21 protein-coding genes are annotated in these 22,712 nt (G+C 45.6%); 8 read left to right on the plus strand and 13 right to left on the minus strand.

The window, feature by feature from the left end; genetic code table 11:
- Positions 1-60 precede the first annotated feature (60 nt).
- The 6 genes from LACSTY_RS14370 to LACSTY_RS14395 are packed head-to-tail and all read right to left on the minus strand — an operon-like array spanning position 61 to position 4,829.
- Complete coding sequence (locus tag LACSTY_RS14370; RefSeq protein ID WP_087913158.1) at positions 61-834, minus strand: ABC transporter permease; 774 nt, start codon at positions 832-834, stop codon at positions 61-63.
- Positions 827-1,687 (minus strand): ATP-binding cassette domain-containing protein, encoded by an 861-nt coding sequence (locus tag LACSTY_RS14375; protein WP_087913159.1) that lies wholly within the window; start codon positions 1,685-1,687, stop codon positions 827-829. Before LACSTY_RS14375 ends, LACSTY_RS14370 begins: the two co-directional genes overlap by 8 nt.
- The gene (locus LACSTY_RS14380; RefSeq protein ID WP_161492257.1) at positions 1,684-2,289 is read right to left on the minus strand and encodes a CPBP family glutamic-type intramembrane protease; all 606 of its coding nucleotides are present in this window, start codon (positions 2,287-2,289) and stop codon (positions 1,684-1,686) included. The genes LACSTY_RS14375 and LACSTY_RS14380 overlap by 4 nt, the downstream gene beginning before the upstream one ends.
- 1 nt (position 2,290) lies before the next feature.
- Positions 2,291-3,139, minus strand: coding sequence for a SagB family peptide dehydrogenase (locus LACSTY_RS14385; RefSeq protein WP_225362703.1), 849 nt, complete (start codon positions 3,137-3,139; stop codon positions 2,291-2,293).
- 1 nt (position 3,140) lies between these two features.
- On the minus strand, positions 3,141-3,911 hold the full coding sequence (locus tag LACSTY_RS14390) for a hypothetical protein (protein ID WP_087913161.1): 771 nt from the start codon (positions 3,909-3,911) through the stop codon (positions 3,141-3,143).
- Positions 3,912-3,923: 12 nt separating this feature from the next.
- Positions 3,924-4,829, minus strand: coding sequence for a hypothetical protein (locus LACSTY_RS14395; protein WP_151466784.1), 906 nt, complete (start codon positions 4,827-4,829; stop codon positions 3,924-3,926).
- Positions 4,830-5,043: 214 nt separating this feature from the next.
- On the opposite strand from LACSTY_RS14395, the gene LACSTY_RS14715 reads away from it, so the two are divergent.
- Positions 5,044-5,289, plus strand: coding sequence for a transposase (locus LACSTY_RS14715; RefSeq protein ID WP_225362728.1), 246 nt, complete (start codon positions 5,044-5,046; stop codon positions 5,287-5,289).
- Positions 5,290-5,671: 382 nt separating this feature from the next.
- On the plus strand, positions 5,672-6,544 hold the full coding sequence (locus LACSTY_RS14400; RefSeq protein WP_087913164.1) for a helix-turn-helix domain-containing protein: 873 nt from the start codon (positions 5,672-5,674) through the stop codon (positions 6,542-6,544).
- A 342-nt stretch (positions 6,545-6,886) separates the two neighbouring features.
- Here LACSTY_RS14400 and LACSTY_RS14405 read toward each other — a convergent pair whose 3' ends face one another.
- The 3 genes from LACSTY_RS14405 to LACSTY_RS14415 all read right to left on the minus strand — a co-directional run bounded on the left by LACSTY_RS14405 (position 6,887) and on the right by LACSTY_RS14415 (position 10,683).
- Positions 6,887-7,627 carry an amino acid ABC transporter ATP-binding protein gene (locus tag LACSTY_RS14405; RefSeq protein WP_010490433.1) on the minus strand — a complete coding sequence of 247 codons (741 nt, stop codon included), beginning with the start codon at positions 7,625-7,627 and terminating at the stop codon, positions 6,887-6,889.
- A complete protein-coding gene (locus tag LACSTY_RS14410; protein ID WP_087913165.1) occupies positions 7,624-9,078 on the minus strand; it encodes an amino acid ABC transporter substrate-binding protein/permease in 1,455 nt (484 codons plus the stop codon). The genes LACSTY_RS14405 and LACSTY_RS14410 overlap by 4 nt, the downstream gene beginning before the upstream one ends.
- Positions 9,079-9,432: 354 nt before the next feature.
- Positions 9,433-10,683, minus strand: coding sequence for an RNA-guided endonuclease InsQ/TnpB family protein (locus LACSTY_RS14415; RefSeq protein WP_087913166.1), 1,251 nt, complete (start codon positions 10,681-10,683; stop codon positions 9,433-9,435).
- A gap of 74 nt (positions 10,684-10,757) precedes the next feature.
- On the opposite strand from LACSTY_RS14415, the gene tnpA reads away from it, so the two are divergent.
- Complete coding sequence (tnpA, locus tag LACSTY_RS14420; RefSeq protein ID WP_087913167.1) at positions 10,758-11,207, plus strand: IS200/IS605 family transposase; 450 nt, start codon at positions 10,758-10,760, stop codon at positions 11,205-11,207.
- A gap of 150 nt (positions 11,208-11,357) precedes the next feature.
- On the opposite strand, the gene LACSTY_RS14425 is transcribed toward tnpA, so the two are convergent.
- Complete coding sequence (locus LACSTY_RS14425; protein ID WP_087913168.1) at positions 11,358-12,818, minus strand: amino acid ABC transporter substrate-binding protein/permease; 1,461 nt, start codon at positions 12,816-12,818, stop codon at positions 11,358-11,360.
- A gap of 205 nt (positions 12,819-13,023) precedes the next feature.
- Here LACSTY_RS14425 and LACSTY_RS14430 point away from each other — a divergent pair, with 205 nt between their 5' ends.
- Complete coding sequence (locus LACSTY_RS14430; protein WP_087913169.1) at positions 13,024-13,572, plus strand: GNAT family N-acetyltransferase; 549 nt, start codon at positions 13,024-13,026, stop codon at positions 13,570-13,572.
- Between the two features lie 106 nt (positions 13,573-13,678).
- Here the strand turns inward: LACSTY_RS14430 and LACSTY_RS14435 are convergent, their stop codons facing one another.
- Entirely contained in the window at positions 13,679-14,302 is a 624-nt protein-coding gene (locus LACSTY_RS14435) for a stage II sporulation protein M (RefSeq protein ID WP_087913170.1), read from the minus strand.
- Between the two features lie 239 nt (positions 14,303-14,541).
- Between LACSTY_RS14435 and LACSTY_RS14440 the strand changes: the two genes are divergently transcribed.
- From LACSTY_RS14440 to LACSTY_RS14455, 4 genes are all read left to right on the plus strand, one after another.
- Positions 14,542-15,477: an AAA family ATPase gene (locus LACSTY_RS14440; protein ID WP_087913171.1), complete on the plus strand. Its 936-nt coding sequence runs from the start codon at positions 14,542-14,544 to the stop codon at positions 15,475-15,477.
- A gap of 6 nt (positions 15,478-15,483) precedes the next feature.
- Complete coding sequence (locus tag LACSTY_RS14445) at positions 15,484-16,476, plus strand: DUF58 domain-containing protein (protein ID WP_087913172.1); 993 nt, start codon at positions 15,484-15,486, stop codon at positions 16,474-16,476.
- Positions 16,469-18,628 (plus strand): transglutaminase TgpA family protein, encoded by a 2,160-nt coding sequence (locus LACSTY_RS14450; protein ID WP_087913173.1) that lies wholly within the window; start codon positions 16,469-16,471, stop codon positions 18,626-18,628. Before LACSTY_RS14445 ends, LACSTY_RS14450 begins: the two co-directional genes overlap by 8 nt.
- A gap of 530 nt (positions 18,629-19,158) precedes the next feature.
- Positions 19,159-20,268 (plus strand): glycosyltransferase family 4 protein, encoded by a 1,110-nt coding sequence (locus tag LACSTY_RS14455; RefSeq protein WP_087913174.1) that lies wholly within the window; start codon positions 19,159-19,161, stop codon positions 20,266-20,268.
- 215 nt (positions 20,269-20,483) lie between these two features.
- On the opposite strand, the gene LACSTY_RS14460 is transcribed toward LACSTY_RS14455, so the two are convergent.
- The gene (locus tag LACSTY_RS14460) at positions 20,484-21,878 is read right to left on the minus strand and encodes an aspartate ammonia-lyase (protein ID WP_087913175.1); all 1,395 of its coding nucleotides are present in this window, start codon (positions 21,876-21,878) and stop codon (positions 20,484-20,486) included.
- A 140-nt stretch (positions 21,879-22,018) separates the two neighbouring features.
- The gene (locus tag LACSTY_RS14465) at positions 22,019-22,609 is read right to left on the minus strand and encodes a YdeI/OmpD-associated family protein (protein WP_151466783.1); all 591 of its coding nucleotides are present in this window, start codon (positions 22,607-22,609) and stop codon (positions 22,019-22,021) included.
- Positions 22,610-22,712: the final 103 nt, after the last annotated feature.

Below are 22,712 nucleotides of genomic sequence, written 5' to 3' on the forward strand. Positions count from 1 at the left end.
TCAAAGAATCTGCATCATCGATTAGCTGTGGTTCTGAAATCTTTCTGTGATTGATAACAGTTATTTTGAGTCCCACTGTATTCTCACCTTTTTCAAAACGATCACCATTAAGACGCTCAATATCAACACATAGACAATGTTATTGCCAATTTTAGATAATTCGAAATCGCCCACCCAAAGGTATTGCATGACTTGGATGCAGTGATACATCGGAAAGACATGTGCAAATCTCTGGACGAATCCGGGTAATGAGTCTGTGGGAATTGCAATGCCAGATGTAAAAATAAAAATCATGAAAATTCCTGAGGTGACTAAACTAGCAGTCCTGGATGAGGTGATAAATAGTGAAATCAAATATCCCAGTGAGAAGAAAATCAATGCAGTTAGGAGGTAAAAAATTATAAACAACAGCGTTTGCCCCACATTCATGCGCCATATCGCATGATATATTGCAAAGCTCATCCCTCCAAAAATCGCAGTTGAAATAATGCTAACGACCAGAAATGCGGCAAATAATGATTGAAAATATTGCCAGTAAGTAACTGGGTACGTCATGTACCTCTTAAGTACACCTTGGCCTTTAATGTCTGAAATAGTAATTGAGATTCCCATCAAACCTGTGTTGGCTAAAAGGAAAACAACATTTATCGGAACTACCGTGTCAATTCCTAGGACATTTTTGCCAAAGATAGTCGGGCTATCACCAAAGGTTCCGCCAAAGACAACAGTTAATGCAATAGGAACAATAATCATAAAGAACATTGACGTATGTTCTCGGAAAAGTGCTTTTAATTCGACTTTTAGAAATGGTGTGTATTTATCAATCCTACTCATTTACGTCATCTCCGGTATACATGAGATAACCATCCTCGAATGTAAGACTGTGTATGCTCACATGGTGGTTATTCAAGATATTTGAGGTTCTTACAGAGCTATCTGTATACAAATAAAAGTTTTTACCTGTTGACCTCGAGATATAATCAATTCCTTGTTCTTTCAGATCCCTCTCGATTGGCCGCAATTGATTGACATCAATTGGTGTATAAACAAACTTTCTCAGCTGGCTTTCAAGTTCTGGAATCAAACCAGACTCAACGATTTTCCCAGCGTGTAGCATATATACAAAGTCACAATAATCGGCCGCTTGATTTAGATAGTGGTCCGAAACTATTACAAGATGGTTTTTACCATATTGCTTAATCAGGTTCCAAATTTCCTTCCGATTAAAAGTATCTAGTCCAGATACGGGTTCATCTAGAATGACTATGGGAGCCTCTGTCATCAGAGTCATGGCAATTAAAACTCTGCGTTTAGTACCGCCTGATAAATTGGCAGTACGTGTATCTAAAAATTCGGTTAGTTGGTATTGATCAGCCACCTGCAGCTCGGAAATGTTTCTTTGATAGAGCTTCAAAACTAGTTGAAATTCTTCGCGAACTGTGTTTAGCTTCCTCAAATTGTTTTCCTGAAACAAGAAGGCAATTTTTGCAGTATTCGGCTCAACAACGATGCTTCCCGAACTTAGCCGTCTCAGTCCAACGATTGATTCCAAAAGAGTCGTCTTACCGCTTCCGTTTGGTCCTGCAATCAGATACAGTCCTTTTCCATTAAACGACATGTTGGCATCGGAAATAGCCGTCCTTTTCTTGTAAACTTTTTTTGCGTGATCTATCCGTAGCATGGTCATTCACCATCACTCCTTGATGATTTTTTATTAATATTGCTAGACAAACAGTTAAAGGTTACGTGCATCATAACCGGCACCCACACGGAGTGTGTGATCACTAAAGATGCTCCCAGTAGCATCCCAAAGAGTGATTTTACAAAGGCTTCGTCATCATTGAAAATGGAATGATTCACACCGTAAGCTAAGGACGTCAGAATAAGTATTCCAAGCACATTATTCATTTGTGCAACTACCCAGTAGCGGTATGTGAATTCTTCTAGCACTGCGAACAATACGGCCATAAATGTGACTGTGATATCAGAGGGAATCCTAAAATAGAGACGCCAATCGAACACTATCATTCTGTTGATCATGATGGTATTGTACATTACATTGAGCACATAGATGGCGCCACCCAAGAAAACTGCGCCGATAATTTCCAAAAAAGAGACTTTAAAAACCGGTATGCCACCATCAACTGATATAATTGAAAAAATGTAATAGATGAAACCGAGCATCCAAGAAAGGTGGATGCATATTTTCATCCAGAATGCCATTTGTGAAAATAAAGCATTAACGATTAACTCGACTGCATTTAAGATGATGAAGACAATCAATACCATACTATTCTGCATATTGCTTGCCGAACGTAATTGAAACAACTGGATAATCATTAACTGTCAAATTTAATAGATCATCTAGTTTATGTTCCAGATACCCTGCAACGGTACAGGAGTGAATGTCTATGGACTCAGCGATCAACTCTAGGTATGCAACTAATATCCCTGCATCAACATGAGCCATCCGATAGGCGCGTTTATAATATTTTGGCATTACACGTGACAAATCCGCTACAACGAAGCAAGTGAATGCACCATACGCCACAAACTCATTTGCAAAGTGAATATCTTTTAGTACAGTTCGCATATTGCCAGCTTGTACCAGGCAAACTTGATCATTTATAAAGTCAAAATAATATAAACCTTGAGGAAGCCCCTCAACATTTGAAACAACAATGTACAGATCTAAATAGTTTAGGCCACCTTGACTATTGCAGAACTTAAATGGAAATTCTCTTTGATCATACGCACCTCGCCCCACACTTTTAACCCCGAAGGAATAGTGAATGATCTCAGAAAACTGATCAAAGCTCACGCTGTCGTATGCATAGTCTCTGAGCGATTTTCTACCTGTTATCGAATCAATTAGGGGTCGGGCACTTTTGATCGAAGATGTAGATAGTGGGTATTCTTTAATACTATTTTGTATAACTTCTCGTTTATTATGAACAATGTAATATTCATCATGACTGTACTCAGTATAATTTCTCGTCTTAAAGGGCGTATCGTCAATTACTTCGTGGAGAATTGAGACGATTTCTGCATCAGTACAATTTTTTAAAACATCTGAAACCTCACGAATTTTATCGGAGTATTGATTCCTTCTTACTCCAGCAATTTTGTTTTCATCCATCCTAACTCACGCTCACTTTCACAATATCGCTTATATTTTTCTCAACTCCATCTACATGAAATAGGGAGTTTACATAATCGAAATTGATTTGAGAGAATGTCGTGGTGCCATCTGTGAATCCTGACTCAATTACGTTTAGGAGACGACCATAATCAACTAACGACTTTCTGAACCCATACTCTCCCAAGAAGGTTGTAATTCTAATTGGAATGAATACCGGTACAAGGACCACGGTATGATCAGTATCTTCACCCGTAATGTTCAAAAGAGATTCAATAGACTTCCCGAGTTGTTTCGAGTCAGCCTGTGGTTTAAACACAAAATTTTTTTCGGGTAAATACTGAAAGGTAGCTCCTTTGTGGATAAGATACATATCAACGCAGGCCATTAATTCTGTCGTTAAATGAGTATCCAAGAATTTAACAACGTCTTTAAGCGTGCTAGATAACGACTCTGTGAACTTATACTTCTCTTCATTCAAAGCACTTTCAGAGTTACTTGGATGTACCGTCTGTGTGCGCCATCTAATCGAGGCCTGGAATAGCGCGCAATTATTGATCATTTCATTACTGGGAAAGAATTTTGAGTTTGTTAGGAATAACTCTCCTGGCGAGAAATAATCAGCACTTGTTAGGCGTTTTGAATAATAGCTTAAATTCTCTTCGAACGTCCGAAAAATATTATCGGTTGCAACATCGTTTTCTTCAAGGAATCTCTTAAAAATAGTTAGTTGCTCACCGGTAAATTCTTCCGTTACAAGATCTTCTGCCATAACATTTCACCTCTAAATAAATGGATGGGTTAAGTTTTTGTCACCCTGGCAACTGGGACATTTAGGAAACTTAATTAATCGAATCTTTGAATCAACTAATCGTTCAAAATCGAACTCATACGCATAGTAATTAATGAACGAATCCGAGATGATTTTTCTAATGAGCAAGCTTGTACGAATTAATAAAGCGTCTTCGTATAATTCGTCAAAATACTTTTTGCCGGGCGCTGTGTCAGTCCGAATTATTTGTTCCTTAGCAACCTGATAGTCGAGCAAATTGTGAAACGAAGCCTCACGAAGCAACTCAAAGTCATTATAACAACCTGTCTGAGAGAAGTTGATTAACGGAACCAAAACACCTTCATTGCCATCTAGATAGGAAATGACTAGTGACTTCTGATTCTGAATACAATACTGGTTGATCTTGTAAAATAGTGTTGGGTTATACCACGTAGAAAACACTAATATCAACTCGGCATTTGCGTTGATATGTTCCACAAATGCCTTGTCCTCGGTTTTTGAGGCATCGTCGTCAAGATACTCCAGGATTTGCACACTTTCGATCTTGCCAAACTTCTTCTTGGCTAGGTCTATTTGGTTAGTAATCACTACTACTTTTACTTTCTGTGTGTCAGCGTTCTTATAATTTAAAAAGTTAAAATCAGTGAGCTTTTTAATGGTTTCACTGATACGCTCCTTTGACCATACGGCGTTGATATTACTCAGCTTATCTACAAGTGAACTCTCGTCCTGGGGGAAAAGGCCTGAATCTTCGATGATGGTATCGAGCAGATGATCGTTCTTCTCATCCTTTAGTTCAAATGAATAATTTGACATCGTGCCTTCCTTGACGAGATATTCACCGTCCTTAATCTTAATGATTTGCATTTTGGGATTTACTGCTAAAACCTTTTCCATAATTATAATCACGTGAGTGCTTCGCCTTCACCCAAAACGGGATGAAAAGCTTGCAGCCAACGTTCTCCTTTCGTATTTTAAACTTGTGTAGTCTTCACCTCACACTACAAACCACGGGTAGGTGAGTAGTCACGCCTTCGGGCATGATGTTGCATAATTATATGTGCAGGTTTGCTTTTCATGCACAAATAAGTGTGTCTAAATTCTTGCCGAAATCGGGACAGACATGTCACTGTTTCTTAGCGCCAAGTATCTCTGTTCTTGGGCGGGGTTGACACTCACAAATAATGAGAGCCCGGGCGAGTTGGCGCGGATTTCCAAAGCAGGGGCTTATCTCAAGCCCCTGTTGGTGCAAGTTGCGAATGGACTTGTGCACCCAGAGATCAAACAAGCTATCAGATTCTCAAAAACCGGCGTGGCCATAAGAAGTCAGCAATTGCGATTGCTCGACAACTATTGACAGCAATCTACCATATGCTTTCTAACCACGAGGGCTATCGCCCCAAGCAAGTTTATCAATCGCCCTACTCGATCAATGACCGTGCGAGAAGCTGTTACATTTGCACAAGAACTGAAGTTTGGGGTACACGCTCAATTTTTTCCGAGTGGCATACCCTTGTTTAAGTGCGTCTATTGTTAGGTAGAACAACCTCTAGTTTTTTTCAAGCTTTCACCTCCAAAGTCTTTCAAAAGGAAAGTCAGTATACTAAGATGTATTTAAATAACAAAGATTAACCATGCCCACATAATGCTCACCTCTTTTGATTCGAGGTTAGTATCAAAGAGGTACCATCGGGTTTGACAGTCGCATATGTGGGAGTTTTCTATTTGGAGGAATTATTATGAAAAAAAACGCTTTGGGCAAGGCCATTATTGAAATACAAAAAGGAAAACAGATACCAGTCAGTAACATTACGCGATGCGGAGTTTCAAAATCGCAGTATTTTAGATTTGTGAAGGGCGAATCTTCCTTACGTGTTGAAAGCTTCTTAAGCTTAATAAATGAGTTAAACGTTACTATCGACGAGTTCTTGTATATTGCACGTGGCTACAAGGAGGATCCCTATAGAGAGTCTTTTCGCAAGCTTCAGCGAGCATTTTATGATCAGAATCTGGACAAACTGCAAGAAATATCTTTATATTCGGATCAGAAATATAATGAAACACAGATTGATAAGTATAAACACATTAATGCCCTTTCAGACATTTTAATTTCAAGGCTCCAAAACATGCCAGTGCCGTCGCAAAGCCTTGCTGTGATTAAAGACTACATTTTTTCCCTAAATTTGTGGTCGCATTATGATCTTTGCTTATTTATAAACGTAATGTTTGTGTTTAAGATTGACGATGTTCGGTTTTTAATTAAGCGAATGAAACGAGACGAGAATAAGTTTTCGGATTTTAAATCTAATATCAGTGAACAATTTCGTCTGTGGTTCAATCTCATCATTATGGATATTGAGCAAAACAATAAGAATCAACTGCTCCAAGACATATCCGAAATTCAAACGTTTCAGTTGTCAGATCAACAGGTACTGGAGCACATTCTTGCGAAGTATGTTCTTCATCTGAAAACGTTTGTCACGAATGGCGTTGGTATGAATGAGCTTAACAAAATCCAACACGATCTGGCAGACTATCAGATTAAATCTTATGCGGGCTTGTTGCAGAACATAAACATGTTCCTAGAAACTAGCTTTAAACAATCTAATTGATGTATAGACGAGAGGACGCAAAAAGCCTAATCTGAGTACTCATCGTGGTCGGTTCCGATATGAGTACTGAGATTAGGCATTTGCTGATATCATTCTTGAATTTGTACGTTGAGAGTGGCACATCTGTGTCACATTCCATCAGTGTTTTATATTTTGTTGGCGCGGCAAAACTTTCTTAAAGAAGCGTTACGCGGCGATTCTGTAAGTAAGTCTAGCGAGCACCATTATTTCCCGGGAAATTCTCAAAAATTGCCAATCAAAAAACGGTTCAGAAGAGACAGGTTTGTCTCACTGAACCGTTTTTGTCGTGTCACCGGCAAAGCGTTGCCATAACACTAAATTCTAAGCATTCAAGACCTTATTCAAGAAGTTCTTGGTTCGCTCTTCTTTTGGATGCTCAAAGATATCTTCAGGCTTGCCTTGTTCAAGGATGGTGCCGTTATCAAAGAAGACGACCCGATCGGCAACTTCCTTGGCGAAGCCCATTTCGTGGGTCACGATCACCATGGTCATCCCTTGCTTTGCAAGACGCCGCATAACACCCAGAACGTCACCGACCATTTCCGGATCCAACGCACTAGTTGGTTCGTCAAACAACATGATATCCGGATGCATAGCCAACGCCCGCGCAATCGCGACACGCTGTTGCTGGCCGCCGGAAAGCTGCGCCGGCATCGCATCGGCCTTGTCTGTTAGACCAACCACTTCAAGCATTTCCTTGGCCTGCTTGACGGCTTCGTCTTTGCTGGCAATGCCCAGCTCAGTGGGTGCCAGGGTAATGTTCCCCATCACGGACATATTCGGGAAAAGATTGAAATGCTGGAACACCATGCCGATCTTTTCACGCACCTTGTTAATATCAGTGCCTTTATGGGCAATATCTTCGCCGTCGACAAGAATCTCGCCACTTGTGACGGTTTCTAACCCGTTAATCATGCGCAAGACGGTACTTTTACCGGCACCGGAAGCGCCGATCATGACGACGACTTCATTGTTGGCGACATTCAGGTTGACGCCTTTGACCACATCGTTGTCGCCGAAGCTCTTGTGGACATTTTTCATTTCTACTCGATACTGACTCATGCTTTCACCTTCTTCTGAACCCAGTTACTTAGCCAGGTTAATAGCGTAATAATAATTAAGTAAATCAGTGCTACCATGGTCCAGATCTTAAAGCCTTCCATATTCCGGGCAATGATGATCTTCCCGGTTTGGGTCAGCTCTAACAGACCGATGATCGACAGGATAGAGGTATCCTTCAAGGTAATAATAAACTGGTTGATGAAACTTGGAATCATGATCTTAATACCCTGTGGCAAGATAACCTTGCGCATGGCTTTCCCAAATGGTAGCCCTAAGCTGCGCGCGGCTTCCATTTGCCCGGGATCAACCGCCTGGATACCGCCTTTAACGAAGGCCGCTGTGTAGGCTCCTTCATTAAGCGTCAACGTCACGATGCCGGCGATGAATGCCGGGACTTTTGACCCGATCAGACTCGGTACCCCGGTGTAGATGAACAAGGCCAGGACCATCAGTGGCAAGCCACGGAAAATGTAAATAAACGTTGTTGCTGTGCCTTGACATAACTTATTTGGAATAACCCCTAAAAGTCCGACCAGAATCCCGACCAATGTTGCAAAGAAGATCGCGACAATCGTCAGCACCATGGTCTCGCGCAAACCACCCATCAAAGTTGACCAGTTGGCCTTCAACAACCCGATGAACGAGCGGTCAGTCGTCTGACTGTTACCGGCAGCAGTTTTTTGTGACTTTGCACTGCCGTTGCCCAAGTAACGTTCGATGATCTTATCGTATTGACCATTGGCCCGCAGTTTCTTAAGACCGGCATTGAACTTATTCATCAATGCCTGATTGTTTTTAGAAGTCGCAAAACCATAAGCACCTTCACGCGCCGGTTTACCGACAATCTTTAGCGCCATGCCATTATTAATGCCATATTGCATGACCGGCTGATCTTCAAAACAGGCCGCCGAGTTACCGGTCGTCACATCTTGATACATGTTATTGGAGTCATCAAAAGTAACCGTTGAAAAGCCGTACTTTTGCTTGACGCTGTTGGCATAATCCGCCGAGTCCGTACCGGTTTTGATAGCAACCCGCTTGCCGCGTAAATCCTTCAATGACTTGATCGTACTTTTCTTCGCCACGGCCATCACAACGCCGGACTTATAATACGGATCGCTCATCAGAAACTTCTGTTTTCGTTCTGGTGTGATTGACATACCGGCAATCACACCATCAATTTGCTTGGCTTCAAGTGCCTGAACCGCTGCGTTGAATCCCAACGGCTTAACCTCGACCTTGAAACCTTCTTCCTTGGCAATTGCCTTGATGAGATCAAGGTCAATCCCCACATACTTATTATCCTGGTTCGCAAACTCAAACGGTGCAAAGGTCACATCCGTCCCTATCGTATACGTTTTCTGTGCTGCCGCCACCGTCTTGCCGGGGAGTAATGCCCCAAGCATTAAAGGCAAGGCGATCAGCAAACTTAGCAGCCACTTTCGCTTCAACCTAAACACCACGCTTTCTAATGATTACAAGCCCATTGGCCGTTATTGCATGCGCCAGTTGATGATCAACTGGTTGTGCGCTAAGCCCGCGTCTTGTCTGATCGACACGGGTCTGATTCAACCACGTCTTCGTTCAAGTACGCGGCTAAGCGCAGCTCATCTCCTCGCATTTTGGTCGATTGTCAACCACCACTGACTAAAGTCAGTGGCTTGTGAGCAAACACCCCTGCTATGAGTGCTTGAATCACAATTTGCACAGATACACCACTGCAGGCAGTTCTACGAACTACTTTGTCTTACACGGCAATTACCAGTGCCTTTAGCGTCCCCAGGTTGCCATAGGGACGAGCCTAATCAGGCTAATTTAGCAATACCTTTGATCAGTATGTTCTGAGCGGCATTGTGATCGCGAACGTGATGGGTCTGGCATTTAGGACAGTTCCATTCTCGATCAGCAAGCGTCAGCTTATCAGTGCCTTCTGTCCCCATGACGAAGCCGCAATGATGGCAGGTTTGCGTGGTATTCTTAGGATTGACCGTTACAAACTGGCGACCATAAAGATCAGCCTTGTAAGTTAGCAAGCCTAAGAAGGTACGCCAGCCTACGTCTGCAATACTCATTGCCAAGGCATGATTTTTTAGTAAGTTCTTACTTCGCAATTCCTCTGCAACCACTAAATCGTGGTTCTTGATGAGTGTGGTTGAGACGTTGTGCAGGAAGTTCTTACGACGATCCAGAACCTGGGCATGAATTTTGGCAACTAACAAGCGCTGTTTTTGGTAATTTTTACTGTTCCGTAACGGCCGATGCTCTTTCTTTGCCCTTCGAGCACGGCGTGACAAAACACGCTGTGCCTTAGCCAGTCCTCCCTTAATTGTTCGATAGTAGCGCGGGTTGGCGACGACTTTGCCATCACTGGTCGTCAAGAAGTTTTCCGTGTTGAGGTCAATGCCAGTTTGCCGATTGGTCTTGGCAGGCTTCGTCATGAAGGGTGTATCAGAACCCAACTGCATTGATAAAAAGAAACGGTCTGCGGCGTCCTTAGTAATCGTGACAGTGCCAATACGAGTTTCTGCTTGCCGATTCAATAATCGTTTGTGAGAGCCTTTAATGCGTAGACGACCTAACTTAGGCACTAAGACGTGCTTGCCATCTTCAAAGCAGACGGTCCCGTTAGTTAGCTGCGCCGCTTTCTGCTGGATATATTGGCAATTAGTTTGATAGCCCCACGCATAGCTTTTACGGTGGAATTTTGGGACGCCAGTACCATGAACCTTCCGAAAGGCTTTCCATGCCTTGCGGTAGTTCTGGATAGCGTTAGCCTTAGCAAGACTGTCAATTCGCTTGTCTTCTAAGAATTGGAAATGATTTGACATCTGCTTGGCATTTTGCCGCAATTCAAGCTGCTTGATTCGATTTTGAACCATATCAATTGGTAACTTAACTTGTTTTAATTGCCAGAGTTCTTTACCAATCGCAACCATCTCGTTATAGACGAAGCGACTGGCATCACTGTTAAGCTTAATCAATTTCTTTTGGTGGTCACTTGGGTAAATGCGAACCTTCAAGCCATAATGATATTCTAATTGTGCCATTGACTTCATTTAACCTCACCTCTTTTCTTGCTATAATGGTATTATAGCATTGGACAATGACTCTAACAATTGAGGTGACTTTTATGACTACAGAAAAAATCCAAGACGCGGTTTTTACCAGACGCTATATCTATAATTTTCATTACCATTTGATCTGGGTCACGAAATATCGCAATCAGGCTTTTGCAACTAAGGAACTGGCAGACGAAATGAAAAGCATTTTGCAAAAGGTTGCCGATGATAATGAGATTGTGATCGAAAAAATGGAAGTCATGCCCGATTATGTCCATGTCTTGATCAGTTTTCCGCCTAGCAAGGCACCAACCAGTGCCATCAAGGCGCTCAAGGGTAGAAGTGCCTTTATCTTTCTCAAACGGCATCCGGAAATTCGTCGTTCTCAAGATTGGGGTGGGCATTTATGGGCACCCAGTTACTACATGAGTACCCTTGGCAACATGAGCAAGGACGTCGTTGAGACTTACATCAACAACCAAAAGTACAACGAACTAAAAAAACGAGCTAACAGGCGTTGAGAGCGGGCCTATCCATCCCATGGCTAAAGTCACGAGATTTCCGGCCCGCCATAATTAAATCTACTGTTTATGCTAGCGGAATGGAATAGCGACTGTCCAGCGTTGATGTTAGCTTTTCTGACATTTGTCACATTATTTTACGCAAGTGGACTAGACCTTCATGCGCCGTTGTACCCAGTTACTGAGCCAGGTCAGGAGTGTGATAATAATCAAGTAAATGAGCGCGACCATGGTCCAGATTTTGAACCCTTCCATGTTACGCGCAATGATGATTTTCCCGGTTTGGGTCAGTTCCAAGATACCGATAATCGACAGAATCGAGGTGTCTTTTAACGTGATAATGAACTGATTAATGAAACTCGGTACCATAATTCTAATGCCTTGCGGGAGAATCACTTTCCGCATGGCTTTGCCAAACGGAAGTCCTAAACTACGCGCTGCTTCCATTTGGCCAGCATCGACTGCCTGGATGCCGCCCTTCACGAAGGCCGCCGTGTACGCCCCTTCATTTAATGTCAGCGTAATGATCCCGGCAACGAATGCCGGAATCTTAGAACCAATCAAGCTTGGTACGCCAGTATATATGAACAGTGCCAACACCAGCAGCGGCAAGCCGCGGAAAATATAAATAAACGTCGTGGCAACTCCCCGGGCGAAGCGATTCGGTAAAACGCCCAGAAGTCCGACCAGAATCCCGACAATCGTTGCAAAGATGATGGCCACTAGGGTCACGACCATCGTTTCCCGCAGCCCATTCATTAAGGTCCCCCAGTTTTCCCGTAACAAACCGAGAAAACTGCGATCCGTATCCTGGGTCTTGGCGCTGGTTTCCTTTTGGGCTGCTTGCGTCCCGTTGCCTAAGTATTTCGCGACAATTTTGGCATAGGTGCCATCAGCCTTCACTTTTTTCAAGCCGGCATTGAACCGCTGATCCAGTTGGTCGCTGCGCCCTTTTTGGGTGGCAAAGCCGTAATAGCTCGCCTTGCTTTCGGGACCGGCAAGCTTCAGCTTCAGGCCGGTTGCAATGGCATATTGCAGCACAGGCTTATCATCAAAACAAGCGACCGAGTTCCCCGTAATCACGTCCTGGTACATATTATTGGAATCATCGAACGTCACGGTATGAAAACCATACTTGTCTTTTAGGCTCATCGCAAAATCTGCCGCCGCTGTCCCGGTCTTTAAAGCCACCCGCTTGCCCCGCAGATCCTTAAGACTTTTGATGCCGCTATTTTTGGCAACGGCCATCGCCACCGCGGTTTTGTAATAAGGATCGCTCATGGCAAACTTCTGCTTGCGCTCCGGCGTAATCTGCATGCCGGCGATGACCCCGTCAATCTGGTGAGCTTCAAGTGCCTGCACCGCGGCATTAAATCCCAGCGGCTTGATATCCACTTTGAAGCCTTCTGCCTTGGCCACTGCTTGCATGAGATCAATATCGATCCCGACGTAGCGGTTGTTCTTGTCTGCAAACTCAAACGGTGCATAGGTGACATCCGTACCGATCACATATGTTTTTTTCGCCGCCTGCGTTGATACCGGCATGGTCAAGCCAATCGCCAATATCAACGCTGCTACCCCGGCGACGCACCACTTCCAAACCCGTCTCATAAAAACACCATCTTTCTCATTCGAATCCTAATGCAACGCTAAACCATTCAATGTGAAGCCGCCATCACGAGCTGTGGGCAAACCAGTTCGTACCGGCAACATTCACAGGTAACAAGTCTACCGATTTTATGAGAGCTTGTCTACGCGCGCAGAACGCAAGATTGTTTTATACTTAGAGAAACTAAAAAGAAAATGGGATGAAATGATGTTTAGCTACTTAATTGATTACGATCTTAAACTCGCACTGCCGCGCCCGGAGATTGACGGTCCGCTTTTATTCGAGCAAATCGAAACCAGCCGTGAGACTTTAGCAGCGTATCTGACTTGGGTGGATGCAACACTAACCGCTGACGACGAGATCAACTTTTTAACAACCGAGCTAAAGTCCTTCGGCGAGCAAAAGTCATTAACCTTGGTCATTCATCAAGCCGACGCCCCTGTTGGTCTGATCACCCTAAACACCATTGACCAACTCGTCCACCACAAAGCCGATATCGGGTACTGGTTAACCACGCCGGCACGTGGTAAAGGTGTGATGCACAAATCCGTCAAGGCCATTGCAGACATTGCCTTCCACGACTATCACCTGAACAAACTGATTATCAACGCCGCTGTCACTAATGACGCCAGCAACCACGTCGCCGAAAAAGCCGGCTTCCATCTGGACGGGATCCTGCGCCAAGAAGATCCGAATCCTCGTGGTGGGTTCTTCGATGTGAATACATACTCGTTATTGCGCTCGGAATGGTCATAATGTTTCACGAGAAACATTTTGTTGGTCAGGTTGGTTTTCTTTAAAAATAAAACCCCGCTCGCATTGGCGGGGTTTCTTGCTTTACGACGTGTCAACCGCAATTAAGTCAATGAACGATCAACCGTAAAAGTACCGGCGTAATGAAGCCTTCGATAATTGCCGCAAAAGCAATCACTGGCACCACGATGGCGACATACTGTACCGCAATGGCCTTGGCATCCAGCGGCGACTTTTCATAGTGGGGATTGGCAAAAAATCGTTTGATCGATTGGCGTAACGCCTTGTTGACTTGCGCCGCCAGCGCCACAGCGACGATCATCGCACTCATTTCAAAGATCCCATGTGGCAAAATGCCCAGCACAAACGCACCAAAAGCACCGCTGATACCGAGTTTGGCCGCATAGATACCAAGAACCAGACCGACCGAAGCACACGTGACCACATACGAAATCCAATATAAGAATGGAATTGGGATCATGCCCACTAGCATCATCGTGAAGGTGACCCGCTCGTTGTTCAGCAGAATCGCCCAGAAAGCGTGCCAATTATCAGTCACCCCAGGGAACTTAGCGGACAACCCGGTCATGAGGCCGCGAACAAAATGCGGATTTGACTTCATGACGATATAGCTTAACAGGCCCACCAAGATCGTCATCACGATGAAGATCAGCCAACCGATCAATAAATAATGCCCAATCACATTCAGGTGATACTTCAGTCGTTTTTTCATTTGCTTGCCCCCACTCATTGGATGGTTACCGGCTATGGTCACAGTATACCGCAAGCGAAAATGTGTCGCTATTGAGAAGATTCTAGCGACAAAATGGCTCCCGCAGTAGATCTGCTCGTCAACTGCGTACCAATCGTCGCCCGGTCTGCAGCCGATATATTCATATTTTTTTACGACACGGCCGGAAACTTGCTGTTTGGTGCTTTTTCCTGAATAATGGCGGCATGGAGGGGATCACGATGGAAATCAATGAAGCGCAATCAATCTTTTCGGCAGCGCAGCAACAAGTCGCGACCATTGTGGTTGGCAAGCCGATGCCGATCAAGCTGGCTTTTACGGCTTTATTAGCCAACGGCCACGTCTTATTTGAAGATATTCCCGGCGTCGGCAAAACCACTTTAGTACAAGCCATTGCCAAAACGCTGGCAATGCCGTTTTCCCGGATTCAATTCACGCCGGATATGTTGCCTAGCGACGTTCTCGGGACGTCCATTTTCAACCGCGCTACGAATGCATTTGAATTTCAACGCGGTCCTATTTTTACTAGCATCTTACTGGCTGACGAAATCAATCGTGCCACTCCGCGCACTCAGGCAGCTTTATTGGAAGCAATGGGCGAACGCCGCGTCACCACCGACGGGCACACTTACCCATTGTCGCCTGATTTCTTTGTCATGGCCACGGAAAACCCGACTGACTATGCGGGAACCTATCCCTTGCCTGAAGCGCAGCTGGATCGTTTTATGTTGCGACTGTCGCTTGGCTATCCCGATGCCGCTGCTGAAAAAAGTTTACTTCTAAGCCCGGACCGGCAAACCATGATTGCCGCCTTGAAACCATTACTTGATTCCGCCGCTTTAGCAGCGAGCAAAAAGCTTGTCACAACCATCACCGTGACCGATGCGATTGCCAATTATGTTCTTGCGCTTGTCGAAGCGACCCGGACAGACCAACGGATTCGTTTAGGCATTAGCCCGCGTGGCGGCATTGCGCTGGTAAGTGCCGCGAAAGCCTTCGCTATGCTCAACGGCCGCAGTTACGTGACCCCTGAAGATATTCAGACATTAACAATCCCTGTCTTTGGTCACCGTTTGATCATGAAAGATCCAACTTCTTCGTCAACTGAGATTCTAACTGACATTCTGCAACGCATCGCCGCACCAGTCCGGGGGTGATACCACATGCATTGGCGCAATTTTTATATAAATAGTGCACTTGTCGTCTTGCTCAGTCTGCTCGTCGGTTTCGGAATGACGTTTAACTCACCGACCAGCTGGTTTGTGAGTGAATTTGCCTTGATGCTCCTCCTGCTGCTCGCACTGCCACTGCTTTGGCCGATGCGTGGACATCTGCGCTTCACGCCTAATCAGACAACAATGATCGCCGAGCGCCCGACCATGCGCCATTTGACGCTAACAAAAGGCAGATGGCTGCCCAACTTATTTTTACTAGATGCTGCCAAAACCAGCACCTGGCATCTGCCGGTTGGTCAACGCACCGCCAAAGTTACCTTGCAGTTGCCACGTGGCGTCTATGATCAGCTACCCTTCACCGTGACTGTCACCGACTTTTTCGGCTGGTTCCGCAAAACCCTCCCCATGCAACTCACAACTCCGATAACAGTTGGTCCGGTTCGCCAGCCCGAGACTGCTGCCAAAATTGCCACGGATTTTTCACAAAAAATGGCGGTATCTGACGCTGGTCTACCCAGCGACCGCATTAAAAATTTCCGCGAATATTTCCCGGGTGATAATATCCAACAAATCGCGTGGAAAATTAGCGCTCACGCAGATTCATTGATTGTTCATGATGATGAGTATGAAGGCCAAACTGCTTGGACGCTGCTGCTGGTTGTAACGCCTTCGCTGCCACTTGAATCGGCCTTGAGCCTTTTTGCGAGTTTGCTGGATACCGGCATTTTCAGTGGTGACGGCTACTTGCTGGATCAGCGGCTAACCCGTATTCCCCGCGGCCAACAAGATGCGCTACTAGCGGGTTTTCATCCTGAAGGCGTCGCTAATCCCGCGGCTTTACCCAACTTGGCATCGCCGCAACATCATCGAGCTTATCTAGTGCTAGCAACAGATTCAGCTACAGCAAAGCCGTTTTTGCAGGCGCTCTCTCCAGCTGCCGTTACTTTGCTTTCCTTGTCAGGAGGTGGCGAGCATGCCTAAGTGGTTGCAGCGACTCATCATGGTTTTATTGACATGGTGGCTCCTATTTCTTTTTTTGCAGCCATTTGCCGACATCAATCCGATCGGCCACCCACGTGCACTGGTGGTTTATGTCATCGGCATTAGCCTCATCCTTTATGTCGCCACGTTCTGGCCGCGATGGTGGCCCTTGTGGGGTGCTATGACGGTCGCTGCCATGATTGGCGGGCTTTGGGCCATTGTGCCGCTAAAACAACCATTTAGCCTCTCTTGGTTCACCGCCTATCTACAGACTTTTTCCGCAGCGACCTCAAAGTTTTTACGTGTCGGCGGTGTCGATGTGCCAACTGTGCTTAGCATGACGCTGATTATTACTTTAGTAGCATTTCTCCTGCTTTTGACAGTTGTCGTCCGGTTTTATCCCGGCGCCATTGCGATTGTGCTCAGCTATTTACTAGCCGTTCATATTTTTAACGGCAATGATCTCACGGCACAATTCATTCAACTCGCGGTACTCACTGGCTTGATGGCGATGCTGCATCTGTATGGCAATCATTGGTGGCCGCTTTTAATTGGCTGCACACTTATCAGCGGGGTCACGCTCGGCTTGGCATGGCTGTCTTCAGCAACCCCCTTGAATGAACAATTAGCCAACATGTCCGTTCCATTTCGTGACCGTTTAAATCAGCGAGGCTTCTACGCAGGCATTCAAACTTACGTCAATGGCCCTGGCCGAACCGGCTATACGGAAAACAGTCGTGTGTTAGGCGGCCCGGTTTATGATGATCCAACGCCCGTTTTTACGGCTACCAGCACCGAAGCCAGTTACTATCGCGTGGCGGTTGATGCTGCATACACCGGCACCGGTTGGCAACCTGGCGTCGATCAAAGTCAGACCGTGCCGCTGGATGGCGCCATCATGCGCGATCCAAATGCTTCGGTTGACTATGGTCCTGCCCAAAGTACAACCTTGACCTTCAACGGCAGCAAATCATTTTTACCGCTTCCTTATGGGCAACTGACGTTCACAGGCGGTCAACCCGATCCCACGACTGACTTCCTGCTCAATGCTGCCACCCGCCGCGTCAGCACGACAAATCAAGCTCCTTTTCAACGCTTAGACATTCAGGTGCAGGCAAAACAAATCACGGCCGCACAATTAACCGCTGCAACCAGCAGTCGCCAGCAAGTTGGCAGCCGCTACCTGCAATTACCATCAACTCTGCCGAAACGTGTGAAGCAACTGGCCGAAAAAATCACGGCCAAGGCACCGACACCTTATGAAAAAGTGCTCGCGATTCAAAACTATCTCAAATCCGACCCTCGCTTCACTTACTCCAAAACCGATGCGCAGCGGACACCACCCGGTCACGATTATGTCGATTACTTTCTTTTTGATTCCCCAATCGGCTATTGTGATAACTTCTCCTCGGCAATGGTTGTGCTATGCCGAAGCATCGGCTTACCTGCTCGATGGGCCAAAGGTTTTAATACCGGGACTTTTATTGGCGGATCAGGTCAACACAAACAATATGTGATCCGCAACAGCAACGCTCACTCATGGCCCGAGGTTTACTTCACCAATTTAGGTTGGCTGCCATTCGAACCGACCCCCGGCTTTAATGATCCCGCAACGCCAGAAGAAAATATACCCTCTTCATCCGCTAATAACAGCGTCTCTAATAGTATGCCATCATCATCAAGCATGAGCTCGTCCGCCTCTATATCGCGTACACCATCAACTGGTTCGCCATCCGCAACGAAAACGCATTCTCGATCGTCTCTCAGCAACGTCACCTGGCTCGGCATTTTGCTCCTTGTCATCATTTTGTTACTGACTGCACTTGCATTCTGGCAACTCCCGGCGCTTGTCGCCTGGCTCATTGGCATTGGACTTACGGCAACCAACTTCCCGCGCCGCTATCGGCTATTGCTTTGGAGCTTGCGGCGAATTCAACATCGTCCTGCCAGCCAAACCTTAAGTGCTTATGCCAAAATAATTGATAGACGTTTGGGTGAACAAACTAATATGTCCACACTAACCGACGCTTACGAACAAACGATCTTTGGCAAAATGACAGTCGATCCGGAAATGTTAGCCTTGCCTCTGCAGGCGCTTCGTAGGCAACTCATCGCTTACACGCAGGAAACGTTTCACGTGAAACGTCATTAACCTCATGAATCATTTCGCGTGTTCCACGTGAAACTGATCAAAACATGCCAACACCTCAAAACTTTGATTGAAGCAATCCATGTTTTCTGTTCCCACATTAGCTACTAATTCCTTTTGGTTGTTTCTAAACCGTTCCTGGATGATTTATCTTACTTGTTTGTATCCGAATTTAAGTGCCGAAGCTTCCCGATTTGTGAAATAAGTTATGCATTGCTTAAGCGCTTCCTTAATGTTGCACTGATTTTCACGTGAAACAAAACACGAACGATTAATGCAACTCTCATGGTCCCCCTTTTTCGACGAGCACACCTTGCGCTAACCCCTGATGTATCAACCTTGCAGCGAAAAAACTTGCACTTACTAATAAAAAGCGCGTATGATAATATAAACAGTTTTGAATATCCTTTAAAAAGCTGTTCTGACCCCGCTACTATTTTTAGTAGTCGTGCCACTTCGACTGGACGCTGCAGTCAGTTCGTAACGTACTCAGAAGAAAGGGGGGAGCCGCTGATCGTTAGCGGCGAACACTTATGAAAGTTATGATCGTTCTTGAAAACATCGTGATGGATGGCGTTAAACGCGCTTCAACGGTTTTAGGTAATGATCTCGTTAAACAGTATGACGTCAGTTTCTACACCTTGGCGGATGCACCTGCCTATTTTGACTTGGACGCGCCTTTGATTATTGCCCGGCGCCCAACCGATCCCAAGTTGCTGAACTTTTTTGGCAGTGATCCTTATACTCATTACCAGGATCAAATCGAGGATCTCATCGCTACGATTCGCGACCAGCATTTCCAAACTGTCATCTTGCCTGCAGGTTTGACCACTAGTTTTGCACCGCTGATTAAACGGGCTTTGCCGGATGTGAATCTGATTGGCTGGATGCACAACAACTATGCTACTTACATGGAAGATTACTACGTCCAGATGCAAGCCGAGTTTGAAGGTGGTCTTCAAGCTGTCGACACACTGGTGACCTTGACCGAAAGCGATTTGAACTCATACAAACGCTTCAATCCGCGGACCGTTAAAATCTACAATCCCCTCACCTTAGTGCCAACTGGTGAGGCGGACCTCGATGCCCACCGGATTGCGTTCACCGGCCGCATCGCCATCGCCCACAAAGGTATCGACTTCCTGTTGGAGGCCGCCGCATCTTTACCTGACGATTGGAAAATCGCCATTGCCGGTGGCGGTACCGATGAAGACATGAAAAACTTTTATGATCTGATCGATTACTTCCATGTGAGCGATAAACTCATTTATCAGGGACCGTTAAAGGACCAAGCGCTTCGAGATCACTATCGCGCCGCCTCCATTTTCGTTTCAACCTCACGCTGGGAAGGCATGCCGCTTGTTATCGGTGAAGCCATGGCCTCTGGACTTCCGGTCGTTGCCATGGAAAACACCGGCTCACGTGAATACCTCGGCAACAATCAATACGGGCTGCTCACCAAAGCCCAGGATGTCCCTGACTTTGTTGCCAATCTCAAAAAAATGATGACACAACCAGAGCTACGTCAGCACTACGCTCATCAAAGTCTGGAACGTGCCAGTCACTTTAGTCCGGAAAACATTGTATCGCAATGGATGCCAATTATTGAACACCAGCCAACCAGAACCAAGGTTGCGGGTTAATACTTGCCAGAAATTGCCTATGACGACAAGAAAAAGGCGCTTGCGGTAAAAATGCCGTAAGCGTCTTTTTGATTTGTCCGGTAACTAACCGAAACCACTTGTGGGCTACGTTCCACGTGAAACGCTAATTCACCCACACAAAGTTCCACATGAAACACAACATAATGATTCGACTGTTTCATGTGGAACAAGCAGCTCCCCCAGAACCGTCCACCTTAGCGCTTCTCCCCAGCAGCCTCCTTCTGAACCGGCTCTTCATTAGTCATCACAGCCGGTGAAAAGAGATGGGCAATCAACGTATCAGGTAACTGATGCTGCCGTCTAAGCAGTTCCGGAATCGCCACATGTTTTTCAAGACTGGTTTTGACAAGTTTCATCGTTGCTTCATAGCCTATATATGGACTTAAAATCGTGGCACTAATCGCGGAATGCTCAACATTGTCGGCACACTGCTGTTGGTTGACTGTTAAGCCAGTCACACAGTTGGTGGTTAGCGTATCGATGCCGCGCGCCAAGTACCGCTCTTCCTGCAACAAATCGCGGAAAATAATCGGTTCAAAGGCATTCAATTCCAGTTGTCCTGCCTCGGCAGCCATGCTGATCGTTAAGTCCTGTCCAATGACCTGAAAAGCGATTTGATTGACCACTTCAGGAATCACCGGATTAACCTTCCCTGGCATAATCGAGGAGCCCGCCTGCTTGGCTGGCAGATGGAGTTCGTTCAACCCAGCCTGAGGACCACTGCTCAATAAGCGCAAATCGTTGGCAAACTTCGACAAATCAGTCGCCAACCCCTTCATCGCACCGGAAAAAGCAACCAAAACATCGCAATTCTGCGTTGCATCAACCAAGTCATCCGCTTGCTCAAGGTTTAAAGTAATCAAACGATTGACTTGCCGAACAATGTGTTCCCGGTAATACGGTGAAGCATTTAAGCCGGTACCTATCGCAGTCCCACCCAAGTTAACCCGCCGCAAATCATCAGTTGCTCGCGTCAACCGCACCTGATCGCGCTGAAACAAATGCGCATATGCCTGGAAAGTATGGCCAAATGTTGTCGGAACCGCATCTTGCAACTGGGTACGCCCGACTTTGACAACATCAGCAAATTCATCAGTCTTAGCCAGCAGTGATTTCACTAAAAATGTCAAAGCCTGTTGCAACGGTGGCAGTGCTTGCAAAGCCGCCATTTTCCCGGCTGTCGGATAAGTGTCATTCGTCGACTGGCACTGATTGACGTCATCATTAGGATGTACCCGTTCGGTCATATGGCGGCTCGCCAGATTGGCAATGACCTCGTTCACATTCATATTCACCGACGTCCCTGCACTCCCCTGAATAGCCGGGGCAACCAACGCATCGTTGTGTTCACCCATCAACAGACTATTGCACGCCGCAATAATTGCCTTAGCTTTCGGCGCCGCCAGCGTTCCGGCCGCCGCATTAACTTGAGCCGCAGCCTTTTTAATGATAATCAAGCTCTTGAAAAGTAACGGATCGGTCCGTTCATGACTAATCGGAAAATTCGCCAGTGCGCGGGTGGTGTGGATCCCGTACAAGACATCCTCGTCTACTGCCAACTTGCCAATACAATCTTCCTCGATACGCATTGTGAACTCCCTTTCATATACCAATATTTACGTTATCAGTATATGCGTGTCACAACGCGCGTCAATGTTTGGTGTCAGGTAGTCTGACAAAGACAGTAAAAAGTATACCAATGTTTAAAAAATTACCACAAATTTCATGATCAAACATCAGACACCGGTAATCGTCCGCCATCATTCCATTGGCCGATCATTCGATGTTCCTGACACGCATTGGCAAACTTGGTCAACCGTTGGCGGAACAGTTTTGGCTGGTTACGTTTAATTTGAATGGTGTCACAGCGGACACGTTGATATAATGCAGGACATGATTGAAAATAAGCCCACGCACCAGACCGCCTCTTAAGAGCACGAACGATGCTAGTATCGACTTTAAAACTATTAGGATCCATATTTGGCAACATAGCATACCCGGCTGGCGTCATCCGCCCCAAATGGATCATGCGCCGACATCGCTCTTTATTTAGCTCCGACCAAATACTCCCAGTTTGTCTAGGAACAAATCTTTGTGAAGCCGGTTGATCCGGAGCCAATTTTTTGTATGTACTATCAATCCATCCAAAACACATAGCTTCTTCAACAGCATCAACATACCAAAATGTGCCATCCGGTTTGGGCACACCGCGTTTAACATCCACCCAACATTCTGTCGCATCTTGATAATGAGTTGCTAGCCATTTTCTAAACTGCTGACGATTAGTAACGGCTAAATGATTAACAATCTTTTTTACCAACTTTTCTGCTTCCTATACTGATTTTTGACCAGTGTTAATAATAAAAATTCTACGTAAATAAGACAACTTTACGTAGAATCTGGATTTGATTAAGCGTCAACAG

The organism is Lacticaseibacillus styriensis (genome assembly GCF_030770295.1).
GTDB lineage: Bacteria > Bacillota > Bacilli > Lactobacillales > Lactobacillaceae > Lacticaseibacillus > Lacticaseibacillus casei.